A 22,792-nucleotide genomic window follows, 5' to 3' on the forward strand; every position below is an offset into this window, starting at 1 on the left:
CTACCGGAGTCTACGCCCGCGCCCTACTCCACAGTCACCGATTTCGCCAGATTTCTGGGCTGGTCGACGTCGGTCCCCATGAACACCGCCGTGTGATAGGCCAGAAGCTGCACCGGCACTGCCGCAAGGATCGGCGCGACGAACGGATGAACGCGCGGCATCTCGATGATATCGTCGATGCCGCCGCCAGCCTCCGCCTTGCCTTCGGCATCGGTAATCAGGATGATCTTGCCTCCGCGCGCCGCGACCTCGTACATGTTCGACAGCGTCTTTTCCATCAGCTCGTCCGATGGCGCCACCACAATCACCGGCATCTCCTCGTTCACCAGCGCGATCGGCCCGTGCTTGAGTTCGCCTGCCGCGTAGCCTTCCGCGTGGATATAAGAGATTTCCTTGAGCTTGAGCGCGCCCTCAAGCGCGATCGGATAAAGCTGCCCGCGGCCGAGATAAAGCACGTCCTTGGCTCTTGAGAGATTGCGCGAGATTTCCTCGACACGGCCCTCAAATCGCAGCATTTCCGAGATATTGCGGGGCAACTCGATCAATGCCCGCACCAGCGCATGCGCATCGGACGGGCTCAGCACCCCCCGCGCCTGCCCGGCGGCGATCGCCAGGCTGGCAAGGATCGAAAGCTGCGCCGTTGTCGCCTTGGTCGAAGCCACGGCGATTTCCGGTCCGCACAGCGTGGGAAAGATCACGTGGCTTTCCCGGGCAATTGTCGATTCCTGCACATTGACCAGCGCCGCGATGTGCTGACCTTCTTTTGCCGCATAGCGCAGCGCCGCCAGCGTATCGGCTGTCTCGCCCGATTGCGAAATCACCAGCGTCAGCCCGTTGTCAGGCAGCGGCGGCTCGCGATAACGGAATTCCGACGCCACATCGACATCCACCGGCAGCCGCGCATAGCGTTCGAACCAGTATTTGGCCACCAGCCCGGCGTAAAAGGCGGTTCCGCACGCGGTGATCGTCAGGCGCGACAGCTTTGCGAAATCGAACGGCAATTCCTCACGCAGCTTCACAGTTTCGCCCGCCAGATCGAGATAATGGGCAAGCGTGTGCGAAACCGTTTCGGGCTGTTCGTAGATTTCCTTGGCCATGAAATGGCGATGATTACCCTTGTCGGCCAACGCCGCCGACGCCGAAGACACCTGCCGCGCGCGCTCGACCACATTGCCGTCAAAATCGAAGATCTCGACCTGGCCCGGCACAATAACCGCCCAATCGCCCTCTTCGAGATAGGTAATCTGGTTGGTGAACGGTGCCAGGGCGAAGGCATCGGACCCAAGATACATCTCATCTTTGCCATGCCCGACCGCCAGCGGCGAACCCTGTCGCGCCGCAATCAAAAGCTTGTCCTCGCCCGCGAACATGAACACCAGTCCGAACGTTCCGCGCAGCTTGGGCAGCGTATTCGCTACGGCCTCGCGCGGCGTCGCGCCTCGCTCGATCTCCCGCGTCACCCACAGCGCAACGGACTCCGTGTCCGTCTCGCTCTGCGGAGAATATCCATCACGTGCAAGGTCTTCGAGCAATTCCTTGAAGTTTTCGATGATCCCGTTATGAACCACGGCCACCTTGCCCGCCATATGCGGATGCGCATTACCCTCGGTCGCTCCGCCATGCGTGGCCCAGCGCGTATGTCCGATCCCGATGACCCCCTCGAGCGGTTCGGCGGCCAGCTTGCCCGCCAGGTTGTTGAGCTTGCCCTCGGCCCGCCGGCGGTCGAGCCCCGCGCCAGTCAGCGTGGCGATCCCGGCGCTGTCATAGCCGCGATATTCGAGCCGCCGCAGCGCATCCACGAGCCGGTCGGCAACCGGCTCGACCCCGATGATTCCAACGATGCCGCACATGCCTCAGCCCCTTACTTTTGGTCCTTGATGGCCTTGAACCGCGCGTTCAGCGCCTTGCCATAGCCAGGCTTGTTGATCTGCCGCGCCCGCCCGATGCCCAAGGCGTCCGTCGGCACCGGCTCGGTAATCACCGAACCCGAGGCCACATACGCCCCGTCACCAACCTCCACCGGCGCGACAAGCGCCGAGTTCGACCCGATAAAGGCATGCTCGCCAATGATGGTCCTGGCCTTGTTGTAGCCGTCGTAATTGCACGTCACGGTGCCTGCGCCGATATTGGCGCCCGCCCCGATTTCAGCGTCCCCGATATAGGTCAGATGGCTCACCTTTGCCCCCTGCCCGATATCGGCATTTTTGACCTCGACGAAATTGCCGACCTTGGCCCCCTCGCCCAGTTCCGCCCCCGGCCGCAACCGTGCGAAAGGCCCCACATTGACGTTCGGTCCGATATGGGCGCCCTCGATGTGGGAGAACGCATGGATCACCGCCCCACTCTCGACTTTCACCCCCGGCCCGAACACCACATTGGGCTCGATCTCCACATCCGCAGCGATCTCGGTATCAAACGAGAAATAAACGCTCGCCGGATCGTGCAGCGTCACGCCCGCCGCCATGAAATCCTCGCGCCGCACGCTCTGGAACACCGCCTCGGCCCGCGCCAGTTGGGCCCGGTCGTTGACACCCATGACATTGTCTTCCGGCGCCACGGCATAGCCCACATTGTGCCCGGCGGCATTGGCCAGTTCCACAAGGTCGGTCAGGTAATATTCGCCCTGCGCGTTGTCGGTGCCGACCTTGTCGATCAGTGAGGTGAACACCTCGGCCCGGAAGGCAAGTATGCAGGCATTGCAAAGCCCGATCTCGCGCTCGCGCTCGCTGGCGTCCTTGTGCTCGCGAATAGCCAGAAGCTTTTCGCCATCGGTGATGAACCGGCCATAGCCTGTCGGATCCTTTGGCTCGAACCCCAGGATCGCCACATCCAGCCCCGCATCGAGCCGTTCGGTCACGCGCGAAAAATCCGCGCCGCGCAGCAAGGGATGATCGCCGTAAACCACGGCCACATAGCCTTTGGCTTCTGCAAAAGCCGGTCGCGCCATGGACGCCGCATGCGCCGTCCCCTTGCGCTCGGTCTGCTCGAAAAACGCGACCTCGGGATCGATGGCCGCCATTGCCTTGCGGACGGCATCATGCCCCGGCCCGGTAATCATGGCGACCTTCCCAGCCCCCGCTTCACGGGCTGCGGCCAGCACATGCCCGGCGATCGGGCGCCCTCCAACCTTGTGGAGCACCTTGGGATGCGCGGATTTCATCCGCGTACCTTCCCCCGCCGCCAGAACGATTGCCATCAGTTCGGTCATGAAACTTTCCCCGGCCGTTGTTTGCCGCCCCTCTCGCCCATCTTTATGGCAGCACGGTGTTGGCAGAACCCCTAACAGACCCGCGTAACCGCTCCGTTTACATTTGCATGCCTGGGGTCAGGACCTGTTATTTTGCGCTCACGACGCTACCGGATTTGTTCAGCCCGGCAAGAAAGGCGGGCAGCCCCTGTCCGGATAGGGGCAAACGGCTTGACGCACCGGAATGGGCAAATCCGGCGCGCCCCTTTCGGGGTGGGACGCAAATGGCCAATTGGGGCGTCAAGGAATTCGACCGTATCGCGATACGCTCTTCATCCCTTTCCTGCCACTTGGCCATTTTCGTCTCCATCGTGAGTGCGAAATTAACAGGTTCTGACCCTAGAGTGAGCTTTGATCTGATTCGCCTCCAAAGCGGGACATATTTAGGTGCAAAAGCCGAAACGGTTTTCCTTGCCAGCCGATCACGCCGATGTCGCCCCATGGGCCATCGCGGCGCTTGTGTGCGGAGCTCTCGCGGTCGTGGCCGTCAATTTGTCGACTCTTTTGCCCGCCAACGCGTTGAGCGGATTGCATACACCCTATCGCGAAGGGGCCAATTATCATCAGATACGCGCCCTGCTCGACGAACTCACCCAAGACCGCAATCGGGTCATGGGCGATTACCGGGCGCTCCTCGCCCGCTTCAATCTGCTCGATGACGACAGCAGCGAAACCATCCGCCGTCTGGCCGCCGTCGAAAAGAGCCTTCCCCTCCTGATCGAATCCCTGCCCCTCTCCAGCGACATCGATCGCTCGCTCCTTACCGCATCGATTTCGGAGGCCGCAGAGGAAGTTTACGAATTCGAAGGCGGCACCATGGTCGTGCGCTATAGCCCGCTGTTTGACGAAGCCGCGCCACAACCGGTGGCCGATCAGCCCATGCCCCCGCCGCTTGCTCCCGAACAGCCGCCCGCCACAGATCCCGAACCGGCGGTCGATCTCACGCTTCAGGGCATTGCCGTGGGCCGCGCCGTCCCGATCGCACAGTCCTCCGAAATCTATGCGGAAATTTCGCGCGTCGCAGGTGCGTTGCTGCTCGGCACCTCCCCCCTGGCTGCCGCCGGGACGGAGCCCGGTCAGAGCCGTGTAATCCTCGGTCCCCTGCCCGATCTCGCCTCGGCCCAGGCCCTCTGTGCCCGCATCGAACGGCTCGACCTGCCCTGCGACCCGGCCCCTTATTCCGGCGAACCTCTGCCTCTTTAGGGTGCCGCCCAATAAACGGGTTGACTCGGTGGGGACAAGCACTATGTTCCGCGCGTCTCCAGCCGGTCGATACCGACCGCTCCGGTAAGGGCTCGTAGCTCAGCTGGTAGAGCACTCGACTTTTAATCGAGTTGTCGCGGGTTCGAGCCCCGCCGAGCCTACCAAATTCAACGGACAATCCCGCCGACTTTCCCGAACAGCCGTCCGGGCGGGATCAATTTCGGGCAAAAAACTTCGCTTGTTTCCTGCAGGGGCCCTGCCGTATTTTCGACCTGTCGGTGCAAACGCCGATGGGAGGCGGGTCAGCGGGCCCCCAAGCCGAACAACCGCCTCCCCCCGCACGATACCCGGTGTGCAGGACGCGCAGCGATCACGAGAAGAACCTCTCAGGCCAACTCGAATCGGTTTTGCGTACGATGAGCCAGAGTCCTGAACGAGACATGCTGCTGGACGCCGCTTGGCGTCTTGACGAACTCCAGCAACAAATCCGGAAAACCAGCGGCTATGACCATCAACTCGATCAGCTTTTCCTGCTGACCCAGTGGCGGCTTGCAGAGCTGGCGAGGGCGGCCAGGCCGCCCTCGAATGTGGTTTCCATCCATTCCAGGCGACAACCCACCCGATAGCGCAGAAAAAAGGACCGCCTCTCCATTCGGAGAGGCGGCCCGATGACAGAACCGTGGAGGGGTTCGCTACTGGGCGACGGGCGCCTCGGCATCCGCTTCGCCCTCGACGCTCATGGCGTCAGCGCCTGCATCCGCACCGGCCACTGCCGCGAGCTCTTCTTCTGAAAGCTCGCCGCTGGCATCGGCATCGTAGGATGCGAATTCGTCCTCGGTGATGTCAGGCAAAGCCACCTGCAGTTCTTCAAAGCTCACGCCGCCGCTGGCGTCGGCGTCCAGCGTTGCGAAGTCGAGGTCCTGGGCGAGAGCGGCTCCCGAAATCGAGAGGCCAACGACGGAAGCAATAGCAATAATGGTCTTTTTCATTTGAGTTCTCCGTTTGGGGACAGCCGCATTTCAAGAACGCGGCCCAAGTCTCGATGTTCACGAGACCGTGATCAGACTACTCGGCACCAAGGCGGCAATAGGTCCGAACCGGGGAAAAGCGGCGGCAATTTTGCGGCATCGGCAACGCGGGCCCGCTTCTGCGCCCGGGTCTGCCAAATCCCGACGGACTCAGAGTTCAGTAACCTTGCCCGGTTATAGAGAGGGTGCAGGTACAGAATGGTACCGATACCGCGGGGTGCAGAACGCATGCGATTGATCGCTGGAGCCGTAATAGTTTTTGTCTCGGTCCTTGGTGGCTACGCCGCAATGGGTGGCCATCTGGAGGTGCTCTGGCAGCCCTTCGAAGCCGTCATCATTCTGGGCGCCGCAATAGGCGCCTTCATCATCGGCAATCCGAAAGCCATCCTCAAGCAAAGCCTGGGCGTTTTTGGCTCGCTGTTCAAAGGCCCCCGCTACAATAAGCAGTCCTATGTCGAACTGCTCGGCCTGCAGTTCTCGATCTTCAAGCTGGTCCAGTCAAAGGGTCTGCTGGCCCTCGAACAGCATATCGAAAATCCCGAACAATCCGACTTGTTCTCGCGCTTTCCGAGCTTTGCAAAGAACCACCACGCCGTAGAGTTCATGTGCGACTACCTGCGTATGATCACTCTTGGCACCTATGCGGTCCATGAACTCGAATCCCTGATGGACGAAGAACTCGAGACCCATCACCAGGAGGCCGAACGGGTCGTTGCCGCGGTACAGTCACTCGCCGACGCCACCCCGGCTCTGGGTATCGTCGCCGCCGTGCTCGGTGTTATCAAGACCATGGGGGCGATTTCAGAGCCACCTGAGGTCCTCGGTCATTTGATCGGCGGCGCTCTCGTGGGGACGTTCCTGGGCGTTTTTTGCGCCTATGGCTTTTTCGGCCCCATGGCCCAGGCACTGCGCAACACCAATGAGGCAGAGTCGAAATATTTCCTCTCCATGAAGGCCGGCCTTCTCGCGCACGTATCCGGTTATCCCCCGGTCATCGCGGTGGAGTTCGCCCGCAAGGCCGTCATGTCCGAAGACCGCCCCAGCTTCGCCGAAGTCGATCGCGCCACGGCCGATCTCAAGATGGCCCGCTAACCACACTTTATTCCGGAGCATCCGCCAATGTCGCGTCAGCAGGGCTCGGTCATCGTCAAGAAGGTCAAGAAGGCCGCGCACGCCCACCACGGCGGTGCATGGAAGATCGCCTATGCCGATTTCGTGACCGCCATGATGGCCTTTTTCCTGCTCCTGTGGCTCATCAACATGACCACGCCCGAGCAAAAGGAAGGGCTCGCCAACTATTTCGCGCCCCCAAACATCAGCGAGAGCACGTCCGGATCGGGTGGAACCATGGGCGGCCGTGCCATGGATGAGCGCGGTGCGCTGACATCGAGCGTGGAATCGAACGGGATCGCGAGCGTTGGTGTCGACAATTTCACATCGACCGACCCCGCTTCGGGCAATGTCCGCGAGGGTGAGGCTCCCGAAAAGGACTCCGCCTTCAATCTTTCTGCGTCCGACCCGCAAATGTTCCACAGTGCCGCCGCCAGCATCCGCCAGGCCTGGGAGGCCCTGCCCGATATCACCGAGATTTCCGACAACCTGATCGTCGAGGTCACGGAGAACGGCCTCGACATCCAGATCGTCGAACAGCGCGGACGTCCCATGTTCCAGGAAGGGTCGAAATACCCCTATGAATGGATGCGCGGCGCCATAGCAGCGGTTGCCCCTACTCTCCAGCGTCTGCCCAACCAGATCCGCATTTCCGGCCACACCGCCGCCGGCGTCGTCTATTCCGACCAGTCCTATGGCGCCTGGGAGCTTTCGGCCGACCGCGCCAATACCGTACGCGCGCTTCTGGGCGAGTTCGGCCTGTCCGACGAGCATATATACTCCGTGGTGGGCCGGGCGACGAGCGAACCGTTTTTTGCCAACGATCCCTATCTGGCGGCCAACGAGCGGATCAGGATTACCGTCATAAACGAACCGTCCCCGATCCCCCTCAACATGGCGCCCTAGCCCATTTTGCGCAGCTTGAGGGTTGCCGTCCCGGCGGGCCGTCATTAATGCTGGATTCGGACCCCGCGCAGGACCGGTTCAAGGGCAAGAGGACGCGAAATCGATGGTATCTATAAAGCATTTCATTGCCACGGGATCGGCCGCTGGCCTGTTGCTGTTGCCACTCCCGGCTATGGGCCAGAACGTCCATATTTCCCGCTTGTACGAGCAGGTTCTGGAAAACATCGAATACACCAAACCGGGGTTTTACCTGGATTCCTTTGGCGTCGTCCGCCTCAACGAAGGTGGAACGACACGCATAGAACTCGACGTTCCCACCAACACCGCGGTCGAAATCATGGGCGATTGCGACGAAGACTGCATCGATCTCGATCTGGGTATCTACAACGCTGCCGGAAAGTTGCTCGGCGAAGACCGCTATGACGATTATTACCCCATCGTCTCCTTCGTCTCCGAGGACGATGGCCGGCTCACCCTCGAACTCGATCTGGTCGATTGCGATGCCGCCTATTGCTACACCGCCTATTCGGTGTTTGTGGAAGGAACCGAATAAGCCATGAACCCTGTTGCAAGCAGGCTCAAGGCGATCGCTGTCACCGCCGCTTTCTTCGCCCTGAGCGGGCTGGCCCTGCTCGGCGTGATCTGGGGCCTCGCCGCCTTGCCCTTGACCGTTCCCGGCGGTCTGGCGCTCACCGCCTACCGGCCGCACGATACGGTATCGGTTCTGTCCGATCTGCGCCTTCCTGTGGCGCTCACCGCTGCCTTTCTGGTTGCCACCGCAATCGTTCTTTTGTTCTCGAGCGCCTATCTCGACAAGATGATCGCCATCTTCGCCGACGTGCTGCTCATGCTCATGGCCGCCCTGGCCGGTTTCGTCGCCGGCTATTGGGTGCTGCTCCGCCTGGCGGGCTATGAGAACTTCATGCGGCTCGATTTTCTTCAGGCGGCGCTTGTTCCCCCGGTTGTCGTTTTCGCTGTCTCCTTGCTCTCGCCCAGCAGGCTACGGTCCTCCTGGGCCATCCGCATTGCCGCCATCCTGGCGCTCCTGATCGCAGCGCCGCTGATGCTGGTCAACCTGCCCTAGATTCTGTTCGGAAGCGTGGCCGCACAAGATCTAGAGCAATTGCAGCGTTTCCAAGGTCCTAGAGCGCGTCCAGCAAAAGTGGAAACGGTTTTGCGGTTCGGACGCGCGACGAAACAACAACTTAGAGGATTTTCGCGATTCGAAGAAAAGCGGAAATCCTCTAAGAGTGCAAGCGAAACGCCGAAACGCTCTGGCGGCAGCGCTGTGACACCCCAGACGGCCGTTGGGAACCAGAATCTCACGGTGCCGATCCAGTACAACCCGATTTTCAACCGCCCAGAAATGCTCGACGATATCGGCAAGGTCAGCGGGCGGAGGAACACTCCCGTACCGCATCATGCCGCCACCCTTTCTCAGGCAGCCAGCGTAACGACGACCGCCCCGCGACGCGTCGCGACAATCGTGTGCTCATACTGCACGCACGGCGCCGGCGGAACGCTCACCAATGTCCAGGGGTCGTCCATGGACTTTTCTTCCGCCATCCTGCCACCCAGCGACAGGAAGGGCTCGACGGTGAACACCAACCCCTCGCCTATGCGTCGCCGCTCGGATCGATCGGGCCATGTGGGAATCTCGCCCGGCTCATCATGCAGCCCATGGCCGATCCCGTGACTGGCGAGGTTGCGGATCAGCGTATAACCGTTCGTCCCGGCAAATTTTCCGATGGCGTCCCCGATATCGGCCATCCGCCCGCCGGTCCTGACCGCGCGAATCCCTGACCACATCGCCTTCTTGCCGTCGCTGCACAGCTTTTCAAGGCGACGCGTTGCACCCGGCGGCACAATATAGGAGGCGCCGGTGTCGGCAAAAATCCCGTCCTTTTCCGCCGACACGTCGATGTTGACAAGATCGCCCGCATTGATCACCCGGCTGCCCGGTATGCCGTGCGCCACCTCTTCATTGACCGAAATGCAGGTCGCTCCCGGAAATTGATAGGTTACTTCCGGTGCCGAACGCGCGCCATGATCGTCGAGCACCTTGCGCCCGATATCGTCGAGTTCCCTGGTGGTCATGCCCGGCTCGAGCGCCGATGCCATGGTGTCTCGCGCAATCGCGCAGATACGACCGATGGCCTTGAGGCGTTCAAGTTCTTCTTCGGACGTAATGGTCATCGCTCAGCCTTTCAGGGCATGGAAATGGTCGAGAAGCCCACGGGTCGAGCTATCATGGCTTTCTGCCGATGCGGCGCCCTCCACCTTGGGCAGCAACGCTTTGGCCAGTTGCTTGCCCAGCTCAACCCCCCATTGATCGTAGGAATTGACGTTCCAGATCGTGCCCTGAACGAAGACCTTATGCTCGTAGAGCGCCACCAGCTTGCCCAGCGTCGCCGGATCGAGCCGGGAATACAGAATAGTGTTGGACGGGCGGTTGCCGGGAAACACCTTGTGCGGCGTCAGGGCCTTGATCTCGGCCTTTGACAGCCCCGTCCCCTTGAGCTCGCTTATGACCTCTTCTTCGCTTTTACCAAGCATCAGGGCCTCGGACTGCGCGAAACAATTGGCCACAAGCTTGGCGTGATGGGGCGGCAATTCCTCGTGCGGATTGGCCGCCACCAGAAAATCGCATGGGATGACCGACGTCCCCTGATGGATCAATTGATAAAAGGCGTGCTGCCCATTGGTGCCCGGTTCACCCCAGATAACGGGTCCCGTTTCCCAGGGTGTGGTCTTGCCGCCCAGCGTCACCGATTTGCCGTTAGATTCCATGTCCTGCTGCTGCAGATACGCCGGAAACCGCGAAAGTCTCTGGTCATACGGCAGCACCGCATAGGTCGCGAACCCCCAGGCGTTGCGATACCAAACGCCCAAAAGACCCATGATGACCGGCAGGTTTTCTTCCAGCGGCGCGGTGAGAAAATGCTGGTCCATCTCGTAAGCGCCGCGCAGGAACGCCTCGAAATTGTCGTATCCTACGGCAATCGCCACGGGCAGCCCGATGGCCGACCACACCGAATAACGCCCGCCGACCCAGTCCCAGAACCCGAAGATGCGGTCTTCGCGGATGCCGAACGCCTGGCAGCCCTCGATATTGGTCGAAACAGCCGCGAAATGGTCGTTGACCGCCTGCTCGCCCAATGCGTCTGCCAGCCATTTGCGCGCCGTATGGGCATTGGTCATCGTCTCGTCGGTGGTGAACGTCTTTGACGCAATGATGAACAGCGTCCGCGCCGGATCGAGCCCCTTGAGGGTGTCGTGCATATGCGCGCCGTCGACATTGGAGACGTAGTGGGCGCGCAGATTGGCCCGTGTGTAGGGCGCCAGCGCCAGCGTCACCATGGCCGGCCCGAGATCCGATCCGCCGATGCCGATATTGACCACGTCGGTAAACTGGTCGCCCAGCGCCCCGCGGATCGCCCCGTCGCGCACATCGTTGGAAAAACCCTTGATCCGGGCCAGCACGTCGCGCACCGCTGGCATCACGTCGGCGCCCTCGACCATGACCGCTTCGTCGCCGCCATAGCGCAGCGCCATGTGCAGCACCGAGCGGTGTTCGGTGATGTTGATCGGCTCGCCCGCCCACATCCGGTCCCGCCGCCCTTCGACATCGGTTTCCCGCGCCAGATCGAACAGGGCTGCCATGGACTGACTGTCGATGCGGTTCTTGGAATAGTCGAGCAGCATATCGCCAAACGACGCCGAATAGGCGGAAAACCGATCGTCGTCATGGGCAAACAATTCGCGCATGGACGTGTCCGCCAGGCGTTTCTTGTGTTTCTTGAGAACCTGGAAACCGGCCTTGCGAACCTTGTTCGACATCGTATGCACCCCTAATCTAGCGCTGGCAGGTCGCCCTTGGTCCAGCCTTCGCGGACCGCTGCGCAATATTGGACGAAAGTCGCATTCTCAATCGCATTTCGCATGCCCGCCATCAACTCCTGATAATAGGAAAGGTTGATCTGGCTTAAAATCATCGCACCGAGCATTTCCTCGCACCGAACGAGATGGTGCAGATAGGCGCGCGAAAATCGCCGCGCCGTCGGGTTGGGCGAGGCTTCGTCCAGCGGCCGGTGATCGTCCTTGTGGCGGGCATTTTTAAGGTTCACCACGCCAAACCGCGTATAGGCATGCCCGTGCCGCCCGGCCCGCGTCGGGTGCACGCAGTCGAACATGTCGATGCCCCGCCCAACGGCACCCAGCAGATCGTCGGGCTTGCCCACCCCCATCAGATACCGCGGCTTGTCGCTCGGCAATTGCGGTGTCGTTTCGTCGAGCACCCGAAACATCACCTCTTGCGGTTCGCCAACCGCCAGGCCGCCAACCGCATATCCGTCGAACCCGATATCGGTAAGCCCACTGGCCGAACGCGCCCGCAGCACGGCGTTGTCGCCCCCCTGCACGATCCCGAACAGCGCCCTGCCTTTGGCGTTGTCGAATGCTTTTTTCGAGCGTTCCGCCCAACGGATGGACAGCTCCATGGCCCGTTCGAGTTCGTTATGCTCTGCCGGCAGGCTCACGCATTCGTCGAGCTGCATGATGATATCGGAATCGAGCAGCTTCTGGATTTCGATGGAGCGCTCCGGCGTCAGGCTGTGAGAAGACCCGTCGATGTGGGATTTGAAGGTCACCCCGTTCTCGTCGAGCTTGCGCAGCTTGGCCAGGCTCATCACCTGGAATCCGCCGGAATCGGTAAGGATCGGGCGCTGCCAATCCATGAACTCATGCAGCCCGCCCAGCCGCGCCACCCGCTCGGCACCCGGCCGCAACATCAGATGATAGGTGTTGCCCAGAACGATATCGGCGCCAGTCTCGCGCACCTGCTCGGGATACATCGCCTTGACCGTGCCCGCCGTCCCCACCGGCATGAAGGCCGGCGTCCGGATTTCGCCGCGCGGCGTATCGATCTGCCCCCGGCGCGCCATACCGTCGGTTGCGGAAAGCGTGAACTGGAAATTTTCGGTCATCGGTCGGCCCGGAACAACAGCGAGGAGTCGCCGTAGGAATAGAAGCGATAGTGGTGATCGATGGCGTGCTTATAGGCTTTGTGCATGGTCTCCAAGCCGGAAAAGGCCGAGACCAGCATGAACAGCGTCGAGCGCGGCAGGTGGAAATTGGTCATCAGCACATCGACCACCCCGAAGGTAAATCCCGGCGTAATGAAGATGTCCGTCTCATCGGCAAAAGGCTCCAGCGCGCCGGTCTTGCGCGCCGCGCTTTCAAGCAGCCGCAGGCTCGTCGTCCCCACGGCAACAATCCGTCCGCCCGCCGCCTTCGCCGCATTGATGCGTTCGACCGTTTCAGGGGAAACTACCCCCCATTCGGCGTGCATCGTGTGATCTTCGGTATCGTCCGCCTTCATCGGCAGGAACGTCCCCGCTCCCACATGCAGCGTGACATGCTCGATGGCGATACCCCTACCCTCGAGCCGCTCCAGCAGCTCGGGCGTGAAATGCAGCCCTGCGGTGGGCGCGGCAACGGCGCCGTCATGTTCGGCATAGACAGTCTGGTAATCGGTCTTGTCGCGTTCCTCGATGTCGCGCTTGGCCCCGATATAGGGCGGCAGCGGCATCGCACCGCGCGCCTTGATCGCTTCATCGAGCACGGCATCGGAAAAATCGAATGCCAGCGTCACCTGCCCGTCCTCGACCGCTTTGACGCTCGCTGCAAGCTCATCGAGCATGCAGACCTCAGAAGTGGCACCGAACACCACGCGGTCTCCGGCTTTCAGCCGCTTGGCCGGTCGGGCAAAGGCCAGCCAGGTGTTGCCGTCCACCCGCTTGTGCAGGTTGAACGACACCGAAGCGGCAAACGCTCCGCGATGGCGCGTGCCCCGCAACTCGGCTGGAATGACCCGCGTGTCATTGACCACCAGCACGTCGCCGGCGCGCAGGATCGTTTCGAGATCGGTCACCACCCGATCCGAAAGCGCCCCATTCCCGGCAACGACCAGCATTTTGGCGCTATCGCGGGGCGAAACGGGATGCAGCGCAATCCGGTCCTCGGGGAGCTCAAAGTCGAAAAGATCGACCTTCATTTTCTGTCTTCCACAAAAAGTGACCCCGGCTCGCGCCGGGGTACACAAAGCACGTCAGAAATTGCGGCCTACGCAGCGTCTGCGGCGACCTTCATCGAAACGATCTTGTCGGGGTTGCGAACCGGCTCACCCTTTTCGAGCTGGTCGACAACGTCCATGCCTGCGATCACCTTGCCGAACACCGAATACTGGCCATTGAGCCAGGGCGCTTCGTCAAAGCAGATGAAGAACTGCGAGTTTGCCGAATTGGGGTTGGCCGAGCGCGCCGCCGAAACCGTGCCGCGCACGTGCTTTTCCTGGGAAAACTCGGCCTTGAGATCGGGCTTGTCCGATCCGCCGGTGCCGTTGCCCTTGGGGCAGCCAACCTGCGCCATGAACCCGTCGATCACGCGGTGAAACACGATCCCGTCGTAAAACCCTTCGCGGGTCAGCTCTTTCATGCGTTCGACGTGCCCGGGAGCCAGGTCAGGGCGCAGTTCGATGACGACATTGCCCTTCGATGTCTCCATGACGATGGTGTTTTCCGGATCCTTGATATCGGCCATGAGCGGCTTTCCTTTTCTTGATTATCGCTACTCTGCAACGCGCAGAGAAACCATGATGTCGGGATTGGAAACAGCACCATTGGCGCTGGCGGGACCTTTTTCCAGCCCGTCGACCAAATCCATTCCCGAGATGACATTGCCGAACAGGGTATATTGCCCGTTCAGATGCGGCGAATCCGCCGTCACGATGAAAAACTGCGAGTTGGCGGAGTTGGGATTGGCCGAACGGGCCATGCCCAGCGTGCCGCGCACGAAGGACTCGTTGGAAAATTCCGCCGCCAAATCGGGAAGGTCCGACCCGCCCATGCCCGTGCCCTGCGGGTCCCCGGTCTGGGCCATGAACCCATCGATCACCCGATGGAATTTCAAACCGTCATAAAAGCCCGAATTGGCCAGTTCGGTGATCCGCGCCACATGTTCGGGCGCCAGATCGGGCCGCAGCGCGATGGTTACATCGCCACTCTCCAGCGTCAGCGTCGCAATGGGGGCGTCCGCAGGCACTTCAGTGGCAGATTGCGCCATGGCCGGCGTCTGCCCGAACGGCAGATAGGGCCATGCGACCATGGCACCGAAAACGGCAACGAAGGCGAAAACGAGAAAGCCAACCATGCGGTTGGCCGGCTTGGCGGAATGATCGGCCATCATGTCTCCAGAAGTTTGAGCACGGCGCGCGGCACAAAAGGGGTAATGTCGCCCCCCATCTCCGCTATCTGGCGCACCAGAGTTGCTGAAATATGACGCACATAGGGGCTCGAAGGCACAAACACGGTCTGAATGTCAGGCGCCATCTGGGCGTTCATGCCCACCATCTGCATTTCGTAATTATAGTCCGTCGTGTCGCGCAGCCCGCGAATGACCATGCCCGCGCCGCAACGCTGCGCCGCCTGCACCATCAGCCCGTCGAACTCGACGATCTCGATGGCCACACCCTTGCGTGTCCCGATGGCCCCAGCAGTCTCCGCAAGCAGGTCGCGCCGCTGATCCGCGCTCAGCATCGGCTTTTTGGCAGCATGCACCCCGATACCGACGATCAGCTTGTCCACGAGTTTGCACGCCCGCTCGATAACATCGAGATGGCCGTTGGTCACCGGATCGAACGATCCGGGGTAAAATCCCACACGCTCAGTCATTGCCGGTTTTTGTCACGCCCGGCGCTGGAGCGCAAGCCAGATGCCGCCCCCGATCAGCACGGCGCCCGAAACGCGATTGACCAGCCGCACCCGCGCCGCATTGATCCAATGGCGCGCCTGCCCGGCCAGAACCGCATAAACGGAATCGCTGAGCGTCGTCGCCAGCATGAACAACCCACCAAGCACGAGGATCTGGGGCAGCGCCGCCCCATTGGCCACCACGAACTGCGGCAGGAAGGCACCGAACATCAGCAGCGCCTTGGGGTTGGACCAGATAACGACAAAACCCTGGACCACATAGCCGCGCAGGCTCCTGTGCCTTTCTGCCGCCAGCGGCTCGATCTCCCCGCTCGAGCGCAACATGCGATAACCCAGCCACACCAGATAGGCCGCGCCAACCAGCTTGATCCAGTCAAAGGCCCAGCCCATCAGGCTCATTACCGCCTCGAGACCGAAGGCAACGACAAGGATCATGGAGACCAGCCCAAGCTGTGTACCCAATATGATCGCCATTCCCGCCATCGTCCCGCGCGACAAGGCGCTGGCAATGATGACAGTCACCGTCGGGCCGGGAACAACGGCTATGAAAAAGGAAGCGGCGAGAAAAGCCAGAAGCGAGGTCATATCGGGCATGGCACCCTCCAGAAGACAACCCAGTCAGCTAGCCATGGCCCCATGCTTCTGGCAAGGGGCCATGGCCATGCTTGATCACTCTTCGCTGGGAGGCGCCTCGGCGCCATCTTCGGGCTCCTCGCCCTCAGCGCTTTCCGGCTCCGTTATACGCTCGACCGACACCACTTTTTCATCCGCCGCGGTGCGGAAGATCGTGACGCCCTGGCTCGAACGCCCCACGATGCGGATGCCGTCGACCGGCACGCGGATCACCTGCCCGCCATTGGTCACCAGCATGAGCTGGTTTTCGTCTTCCACCGGGAACGAGCCGACCAGATTGCCGTTGCGGCTGTTGACAGCCATTGCGACAATTCCCTTGCCGCCGCGCCCGGTCACCCGGTACTCGAACGATGAAGTCCGCTTGCCGAAACCCTTCTCGGAAATCGTCAGAACGAACTGCTCTGCCGCGCTCATGGACGCATAGCGATCCTGGTCGAGCGGTGCATCGCCCACAACCTCGTCGTCTGCCTCCGCGGCTTCCACAGTCTCGTCGGTTTCCCCGCGCACGGCACGGCTCATCTTGAGATAGGCCGCACGCTCTTCCGCCGACGCATCGAAATGCCGCAGGATCGACATGGCGATGACCTCATCGCCGCTCGCCAGATTGATGCCGCGCACACCTGTCGAATCGCGCCCCTTGAACACCCGCACATCGGTAATCGCAAACCGGATGCACTGGCCTTTTGCCGTGGTGATCAGGATATCGTCGCTTTCCGAAGCCGTCTCGACGCCGACGATCCCGTCGCCCTCGTCGAGCTTCATGGCGATCTTGCCGTTCTGGCGCACCTCGACGAAATCCGAGAGCTTGTTGCGCCGCACATTGCCCGATTGGGTGACGAACATCACATCGAGGCTCGCCCAGCTATCCTCGTCCTCGGGCAGTGGCATGATCGAGGTGATCCGCTCGCCGTCCTCGAGCGGCAACATGTTGATCAGGGCCTTGCCGCGCGCCTGCGGCGCAGCGACCGGCAAGCGCCAGACCTTCATCTTGTAAACGATGCCGCGCGAGGAGAAGAACAGCACCGGCGTGTGCGTGTTGGCGACGAACAGCCTGGCGACGAAATCCTCGTCGCGCGTCGACATGCCCGACCGTCCTTTCCCGCCCCGGCGCTGCGCGCGATAGGTCGAAAGCGGCACCCGCTTGATGTAACCGGCATGCGACACGGTCACCACCATGTCCTCGCGCGCGATCAGATCTTCATCGTCCAGATCGCCGGCGAACTCGTCGATCTGCGTCATGCGCGGCGTCGCGTACTGGTCTTTGACCTCGACAAGCTCATCGCGAATGATGCCCAGAACCCGCTCGCGCGAGCGCAGGATATCGAGATAATCCTTGATCTGCTCGCCGAGCGCATTGAGTTCGTCGCCGATTTCGTTCCGCCCAAGCGCCGTCAACCGCGACAGGGTCAGCGCCAGGATGGCGCGAGCCTGCTCGTCCGAAAGCTTGAATGTGCCGTCCGAATTGATCTGATGGCGCGGATCGTCGATCAACTGGATCAGGTCGATCACGTCCGAAGCCGGCCAGTCGCGCTCCAGCAGTTTCTGGCGCGCCGTTGCAGGGTCCGGGGACGAACGGATCAGGCGAATGACCTCGTCGACATTGTTGACCGCCACCAGAAGCCCGACCAGCACATGGGCCCGGTCGCGGGCCTTGTTGAGCAGGAAGCGGGTGCGCCGCGTGATAACCTCTTCTCGGAAACGCAAAAACGCCTGCAGGATCGATTGCAGGTTCATCAGCTCCGGCTTGCCGCCATTGAGCGCCACGAAATTGCAGCCGAACGAGGTCTGCAGCATCGAATAGCGATAGAGCTGGTTGAGCACGACATCGGCCACGGCATCGCGCTTGAGCTCGATGACCACCCGCATGCCCTGCCGATCGGATTCGTCGCGAATATCGGCGATGCCTTCGATGCGCTTGTCGCGCACCATCTCGGCGATCTTTTCGATCATTGTCGCCTTGTTCACCTGATAGGGAATCTCGTGAACGATCAGCGCTTCGCGTTCCTTGCGAACCTCTTCGACGGTCACACGGCCGCGCATGAGCACCGAACCGCGACCTGTCTCATAGGCCGACCGGATCCCCGACTTGCCGATGATGATGCCCGCCGTGGGAAAATCGGGTCCGGGAATGATTTCCATCAATTCATCGACCGTGATGTCGGAATTGTCCATCATGGCCAGGCACGCGTCGATCACCTCACCCAGATTGTGGCTGGGAATGTTGGTGGCCATGCCCACGGCAATGCCGCCGCCGCCATTGACGAGCAGGTTCGGAAAGCGCGCCGGCAGGACCGTCGGCTCGCGTTCGCTTGCGTCATAGTTGTCGCGGAAATCGACAGTGTCCTTGTCGAGATCGTCGAGCAGCGATCCCGTGACCTTTTCCATGCGCGCTTCGGTGTAACGCATGGCCGCCGGCATATCGCCGTCGACGGATCCGAAATTCCCCTGCCCATCGATCAGCGGAACCCGCATCGAGAAGGTCTGCGCCATGCGCACGAGGGACATATAGACCGCATCGTCCGAATGCGGATGGTATTTACCGATAACGTCACCAACCACGCGGGCCGATTTGCGGTAAGGCTTGTTGTATTCGTAACCCTGCTCGTGCATCGAAAAGAGGATGCGGCGATGCACGGGTTTGAGCCCATCTCGCACGTCGGGAAGCGCCCGGCTCACGATCACGCTCATCGCGTAATCGAGGTAGGATTTGCGCATCTCGTCCGTTATCGAGATCGGGTTGATGTCGGAGGGCATTACGCTGCCTGCGTCATCTTCTGGCGTATCTGTCACGATGCTCGTTCTGCACTGATTCTGCTGGCACCGGGTTTATTCGATTCCGTACGCAGATGCCAGTTTTGCGCATCCTTATGACGCCTCGGAGACACAGTTTTCTTGGCAATGCCCGCCGATGACATCGATTACAGAAAAGGGGTTGCCGAAATTCGCACAATCGGTTGAATGGCAAGCAGCAATCATCCCCTTTTGCGAGTGTGGATCTCGATGTCCGATCTGGCGACGTCCCGCGGCCCCGCGCCGCTCTATTTCGGCATGCGCGGTGACCGTCTTGCGGTTTCGGCCCTGTTTCTGGTCAACGGCTTTCTTGTGGGAAGCTGGGCGCCCAAAATTCCCGTGCTCATGGCGCGGCTCGACATAACAGAATCGATAATGGGCCTTTTGATCCTGGTCTTTGGTCTGGGCTCGATCGCCATGATGCCGGTCATCGGCGCACTGACGGCAAGGCACGGCTCGGCCCCTCTGCTCAAGCCCGCAACCCTTGCCCTCCTGCCTATGCTGTTCCTGCTCACCCTGGCGCCGGAATTGATCACCACAGCGGTCGTGGTTTTCGTTTTCGGTGGCCTCATCGGCGGCATGGACGTGGCCATGAACACAAATGCAGTGGCCGTCGAAAAGCGCATGAAGCGCGCCATCATGTCATCATGCCACGGCTTCTGGAGCCTGGGGGCGCTGCTCGGCGCGGCATTGGGCGGCGTGCTGCTTGGATCGCTCGGCGAAATCGCGCACGGGCTCATCGTTACCGTCCTCGCAACCGCCGCGGCGCTTTTCGCGCTGCCGCTCCTCGCCCAGGACCAGCCGACGCCTGAAACCAAAGCGGCAACGCCGCTCAAATTCCCCCGTTCGCCCCTGCCCTATCTCGTGGGCATCATGGCCCTGTTCTCGATGATCCCCGAAGGCGCCATCCTCGATTGGTCGGCGCTGTTTTTGCAGCGAGAGCACGGGGCCGGTATCGAGCTGGCGGCGCTCGGCTTCGCCGCCTTTTCCGCCACCATGGCCATCATGCGCTTTGCCGGCGATATCATCCGCCAAAAGCTGGGCGCGGTTCTGACCCTGCGCATCTGTGGCGGCTTTGCCCTGACCGGCATGGTGCTTGCCGCCCTGGCGCCCGTCCCCGAACTCGCCATACTGGGCTTTGCCATTGCCGGCATCGGCATTTCCAACATCGTTCCAATCGCCTTCTCGGCCGCCGGAAACCTTCCTGGCATCCCATCGGGCATCGGGCTCTCGATCGTAACGGTCATGGGATATTCGGGAATTCTGGTTGCACCATCCGCCATCGGTTTTATCGCCGAGCATACCGGCTTTTCGCCGGTTCTGATGGGCACCGCGGCGCTGGTTCTCGTTACCCTTGGCCTCTCGTCCCTGGCGCGGTACGCCAATTTCAGCGCCGAGTGATTCAGGGCCCTGTTCAGATAAAGTGGAAAGACTCTGGGCGGAACTCAGGTTAGTCTAACCCGTTCCTTGATGACTTTCATTGAACAGGAGCCACCCATGCAGGAAATGGATTTCAAAGTCGACAACAAGGTCTGGGTGCTCGTCGCCGATGGCGAAAAAGCCTTGTTCTTCGAGAACACCGGCACGCGCAAAACACCTGTTTTTCAGGTGGTGCGCGAAATGGAACAGGACAATCCGCCAACGCGGGAACAGGGAACCGACGCGCCCGGTCGGATGAATGATACCGGGCCCAACCAGAAAAGCGCCATGGAGCCGACCGACTGGCACCGGCTCGCCGAGGAGCGCTTTGCCAAGGACGCCGCCGACCTGCTGTACAAATACGCCAACCAGAACCGCTACAAACAGATCGTGTTATGCGCTGCGCCCCGTGTTCTTGGTGAGCTGCGCAAGGAACTGCACGCCATCGTCACCGACCGCGTCATCGGCGAAGTTCCAAAAACGCTGACCAATCATCCGGTCGATCAGATCGAACGCATTCTCAGCGCGGGCTAGCGGCGGTGACCCGTTCGGCGCATCGCGCGCACAATCCTTTCGCCCTGTCCTTGCGGGACTGGAAGCACGTCGCGATCCACACCGTTAAGACCATGAGCGAAAAGGACATGTCCCTGCGTTGCGCCGGGGTCGCTTTTTTCGGCTTCCTGTCGATTTTTCCCGCTATCGGCATCCTCGTGTCGCTCGTCGGTATCCTCGGCGACTACGAGGCCCTGCGGGCCGAAATTGACAGGTTCTCCGATATCATGCCCACAATCGCCTATTCCCTCGTCGCTAACCAACTCGATTCCTTCATGAATCAGGATCAGGCGGGGTTCGGCGTCGGGCTGGCCATTTCGATTGTCGTCATTCTCTGGAGTAGCTCGCGCGGCGTCGATGCGCTCCTGCACGCCACATCCGTCGCCTACGGAGAAACTTCGGATCGTGGTTTCCTGATTTCGGTTCTGGTGTCCTTCGCCACCACTGTCCTCGGCGCTGTCTTCCTGGTCGTGGCCCTGACCCTGATCGCTGCCATCCCGATCTTCACCCGCTTTTCTCCGATTCCGGGCACCGGCGAACAACTGGCCCTGTTGCTGCGCTGGCCGGCACTTCTGGCCTTGGCGGTTGTGGCCTTCGCCCTGATCTACCGCTACGCGCTCAACCGCCGCGGTGCCAAACTGCGCTGGATCTGGCCCGGCGCGACACTGGCCGCGCTTGTCTGGATTGCCGCCTGCCTGCTGTTTTCGCTCTATGTCGAATATTTCGGCGAGTTCGAAGCCACCTTCGGCTCTCTTGCCGCCGCGGTCGTCATGCTGTTCTGGATGTTTATCTCCGCCCAGATTTTCGTTTTCGGTGCGGCGCTGAACGCCGGTCTGGAACTCAGAACTGCGGTTGACAGCACCATCGGCCCCGATCGCCCCATGGGCAAGCGCGGTGCCTATGTTGCCGATAACGTCGAAACCTAACCTGCCAGCACCTTGCCGAATACCTCCAGCGCGTCATCGATCTGCTTTTTGGTGATCACCAGGGGCGGCGCGATCCGGATTGTATCGGTATGAGTGTCCTTCGCCAGTATTCCGTGCTCCTTGAGCGTATGGCAGAATTTCCGCGCGCCCCCCGCTTCGGGGTGCAGGTCGACCGCCAGCATCAACCCCCGCCCCCGGACCGAGCGGATATGGTTCGATTTGATACCTGCCAGTCCTTCGAGGAAATAGGGCCCGAGCGCCGCCGCATTCTCGATCATACCTTCCTCTGTCAAGACCCGAAGCGCCGCCCGCGCCACGGCACAGGCCAGCGGATTGCCTCCAAAGGTCGACCCGTGCTGCCCGGGCTGGAGCACACCCAGAACCTCGGAATTGGAAAGCACCGCCGACACCGGATAAAATCCTCCCGACAGCGCCTTGCCCAGCAAGGTCACATCGGCCTCGATGCCTTCGTGCTGCTCTGCCAGAAGCTTTCCCGTCCGCCCCAGTCCCGTTTGAATTTCATCCAATATAAGCGTCACATTATTGTCGGTGCACAGCTGGCGCACGCGCCGGAAATAGCCCTCAGGCGGAATGATAACGCCAGCTTCCCCCTGAATCGGCTCGACCAGAAACCCCACCGTATTGGGCGTAATCGCCTTTTCCAGCGCATCGGCATCGCCGAAAGGAATGATCCGGAACCCCGGCGCGAACGGCCCGAACCCGCCCCGCGCATCCGGGTCTGTCGAAAATCCGACGATCCCCATGGTCCGCCCGTGAAAATTGTTGGCGCAGACGATGATTTCGGCCTTGTCCTTTTCGACGCCCTTGACCTCATACCCCCATTTGCGCACCGCCTTGATCGCGCTCTCGACCGCCTCGGCCCCCGTATTCATCGGCAGCACCTTGTGCGATCCGGTGAGATCGGCAATTTCCTGATAGAACAGGGCAAGCTGATCGTTGTGAAAGGCCCGCGAGGTCAGTGTCAGCTTTTTGGCCTGCTCGACCATCGCCTGAAGGATCTTTGGGTGACAATGGCCCTGATTGACCGCCGAATAGGCCGACAGGCAATCGAGATATTGCTTGCCGTCCACATCATAGACGAACACGCCCTCGCCGCGCACCAGCGCCACGTCGAGGGGCTTGTAATTGTGTGCGCCCAGCGTCTGCTCCAGCGCAATAAGATCCTCGGTCAGTGCCATGTTTTTCCTC

Annotated in this window: 21 protein-coding genes and 1 tRNA gene; 9 read left to right on the plus strand and 13 right to left on the minus strand. The window is 61.1% G+C overall.

Features of this window, described 5'->3' with window-relative positions; all coding sequences use genetic code 11:
- Positions 1-23: 23 nt before the first annotated feature.
- Positions 24-1,850 carry a glutamine--fructose-6-phosphate transaminase (isomerizing) gene (gene glmS / locus KKY_RS06920; RefSeq protein WP_014130602.1) on the minus strand — a complete coding sequence of 609 codons (1,827 nt, stop codon included), beginning with the start codon at positions 1,848-1,850 and terminating at the stop codon, positions 24-26.
- 11 nt (positions 1,851-1,861) lie between these two features.
- The gene (gene glmU / locus KKY_RS06925; RefSeq protein ID WP_014130603.1) at positions 1,862-3,208 is read right to left on the minus strand and encodes a bifunctional UDP-N-acetylglucosamine diphosphorylase/glucosamine-1-phosphate N-acetyltransferase GlmU; all 1,347 of its coding nucleotides are present in this window, start codon (positions 3,206-3,208) and stop codon (positions 1,862-1,864) included.
- A gap of 426 nt (positions 3,209-3,634) precedes the next feature.
- Here glmU and KKY_RS06930 point away from each other — a divergent pair, with 426 nt between their 5' ends.
- Together KKY_RS06930 and KKY_RS06935 are read left to right on the plus strand one after the other, a co-directional pair.
- Positions 3,635-4,450, plus strand: coding sequence for a hypothetical protein (locus KKY_RS06930; protein WP_014130604.1), 816 nt, complete (start codon positions 3,635-3,637; stop codon positions 4,448-4,450).
- 88 nt (positions 4,451-4,538) lie between these two features.
- Positions 4,539-4,614, plus strand: a tRNA-Lys gene (locus KKY_RS06935).
- Positions 4,615-5,142: 528 nt separating this feature from the next.
- On the opposite strand, the gene KKY_RS06945 is transcribed toward KKY_RS06935, so the two are convergent.
- Positions 5,143-5,439: an EF-hand domain-containing protein gene (locus KKY_RS06945; RefSeq protein WP_014130605.1), complete on the minus strand. Its 297-nt coding sequence runs from the start codon at positions 5,437-5,439 to the stop codon at positions 5,143-5,145.
- 267 nt (positions 5,440-5,706) lie between these two features.
- Here KKY_RS06945 and motA point away from each other — a divergent pair, with 267 nt between their 5' ends.
- From motA to KKY_RS06965, 4 genes are all read left to right on the plus strand, one after another.
- Positions 5,707-6,570 (plus strand): flagellar motor stator protein MotA, encoded by an 864-nt coding sequence (motA, locus tag KKY_RS06950; protein ID WP_014130606.1) that lies wholly within the window; start codon positions 5,707-5,709, stop codon positions 6,568-6,570.
- Positions 6,571-6,597: 27 nt separating this feature from the next.
- Entirely contained in the window at positions 6,598-7,494 is an 897-nt protein-coding gene (locus KKY_RS06955; protein WP_014130607.1) for a flagellar motor protein MotB, read from the plus strand.
- A gap of 103 nt (positions 7,495-7,597) precedes the next feature.
- The gene (locus tag KKY_RS19530) at positions 7,598-8,047 is read left to right on the plus strand and encodes a hypothetical protein (protein ID WP_014130608.1); all 450 of its coding nucleotides are present in this window, start codon (positions 7,598-7,600) and stop codon (positions 8,045-8,047) included.
- 3 nt (positions 8,048-8,050) lie between these two features.
- Positions 8,051-8,578 carry a hypothetical protein gene (locus tag KKY_RS06965; protein ID WP_014130609.1) on the plus strand — a complete coding sequence of 176 codons (528 nt, stop codon included), beginning with the start codon at positions 8,051-8,053 and terminating at the stop codon, positions 8,576-8,578.
- A gap of 353 nt (positions 8,579-8,931) precedes the next feature.
- On the opposite strand, the gene map is transcribed toward KKY_RS06965, so the two are convergent.
- The 9 genes from map to gyrA form a co-directional block, all read right to left on the minus strand.
- A complete protein-coding gene (map, locus tag KKY_RS06970) occupies positions 8,932-9,690 on the minus strand; it encodes a type I methionyl aminopeptidase (protein ID WP_014130610.1) in 759 nt (252 codons plus the stop codon).
- A 3-nt stretch (positions 9,691-9,693) separates the two neighbouring features.
- On the minus strand, positions 9,694-11,334 hold the full coding sequence (gene pgi, locus KKY_RS06975; protein WP_014130611.1) for a glucose-6-phosphate isomerase: 1,641 nt from the start codon (positions 11,332-11,334) through the stop codon (positions 9,694-9,696).
- A gap of 11 nt (positions 11,335-11,345) precedes the next feature.
- Complete coding sequence (gene tgt, locus KKY_RS06980; RefSeq protein WP_014130612.1) at positions 11,346-12,479, minus strand: tRNA guanosine(34) transglycosylase Tgt; 1,134 nt, start codon at positions 12,477-12,479, stop codon at positions 11,346-11,348.
- Positions 12,476-13,549, minus strand: coding sequence for a tRNA preQ1(34) S-adenosylmethionine ribosyltransferase-isomerase QueA (gene queA, locus KKY_RS06985; protein WP_014130613.1), 1,074 nt, complete (start codon positions 13,547-13,549; stop codon positions 12,476-12,478). The genes tgt and queA overlap by 4 nt, the downstream gene beginning before the upstream one ends.
- Positions 13,550-13,617: 68 nt before the next feature.
- The gene (locus KKY_RS06990) at positions 13,618-14,094 is read right to left on the minus strand and encodes a peptidylprolyl isomerase (RefSeq protein ID WP_014130614.1); all 477 of its coding nucleotides are present in this window, start codon (positions 14,092-14,094) and stop codon (positions 13,618-13,620) included.
- A gap of 27 nt (positions 14,095-14,121) precedes the next feature.
- Positions 14,122-14,736, minus strand: a complete 615-nt coding sequence (locus KKY_RS06995) for a peptidylprolyl isomerase (protein ID WP_014130615.1) — start codon at positions 14,734-14,736, stop codon at positions 14,122-14,124.
- Complete coding sequence (gene coaD, locus KKY_RS07000; protein WP_041528637.1) at positions 14,736-15,224, minus strand: pantetheine-phosphate adenylyltransferase; 489 nt, start codon at positions 15,222-15,224, stop codon at positions 14,736-14,738. Before coaD ends, KKY_RS06995 begins: the two co-directional genes overlap by 1 nt.
- A gap of 12 nt (positions 15,225-15,236) precedes the next feature.
- Entirely contained in the window at positions 15,237-15,857 is a 621-nt protein-coding gene (locus KKY_RS07005) for a LysE family translocator (RefSeq protein ID WP_014130617.1), read from the minus strand.
- Positions 15,858-15,932: 75 nt separating this feature from the next.
- On the minus strand, positions 15,933-18,650 hold the full coding sequence (gene gyrA, locus KKY_RS07010) for a DNA gyrase subunit A (RefSeq protein WP_014130618.1): 2,718 nt from the start codon (positions 18,648-18,650) through the stop codon (positions 15,933-15,935).
- Between the two features lie 246 nt (positions 18,651-18,896).
- On the opposite strand from gyrA, the gene KKY_RS07015 reads away from it, so the two are divergent.
- From KKY_RS07015 to KKY_RS07025, 3 genes are all read left to right on the plus strand, one after another.
- Positions 18,897-20,087 (plus strand): MFS transporter, encoded by a 1,191-nt coding sequence (locus tag KKY_RS07015; protein ID WP_014130619.1) that lies wholly within the window; start codon positions 18,897-18,899, stop codon positions 20,085-20,087.
- A gap of 96 nt (positions 20,088-20,183) precedes the next feature.
- On the plus strand, positions 20,184-20,639 hold the full coding sequence (locus KKY_RS07020; protein WP_014130620.1) for a baeRF12 domain-containing protein: 456 nt from the start codon (positions 20,184-20,186) through the stop codon (positions 20,637-20,639).
- A 5-nt stretch (positions 20,640-20,644) separates the two neighbouring features.
- Positions 20,645-21,583 carry a YihY/virulence factor BrkB family protein gene (locus KKY_RS07025; protein WP_014130621.1) on the plus strand — a complete coding sequence of 313 codons (939 nt, stop codon included), beginning with the start codon at positions 20,645-20,647 and terminating at the stop codon, positions 21,581-21,583.
- Here the strand turns inward: KKY_RS07025 and rocD are convergent.
- Positions 21,580-22,782: an ornithine--oxo-acid transaminase gene (gene rocD / locus KKY_RS07030; protein WP_014130622.1), complete on the minus strand. Its 1,203-nt coding sequence runs from the start codon at positions 22,780-22,782 to the stop codon at positions 21,580-21,582. The genes KKY_RS07025 and rocD overlap by 4 nt on opposite strands.
- Positions 22,783-22,792 lie beyond the last annotated feature (10 nt).

This window comes from Pelagibacterium halotolerans B2, assembly GCF_000230555.1.
In the GTDB taxonomy this organism is placed as follows: Bacteria; Pseudomonadota; Alphaproteobacteria; order Rhizobiales; family Devosiaceae; genus Pelagibacterium; species Pelagibacterium halotolerans.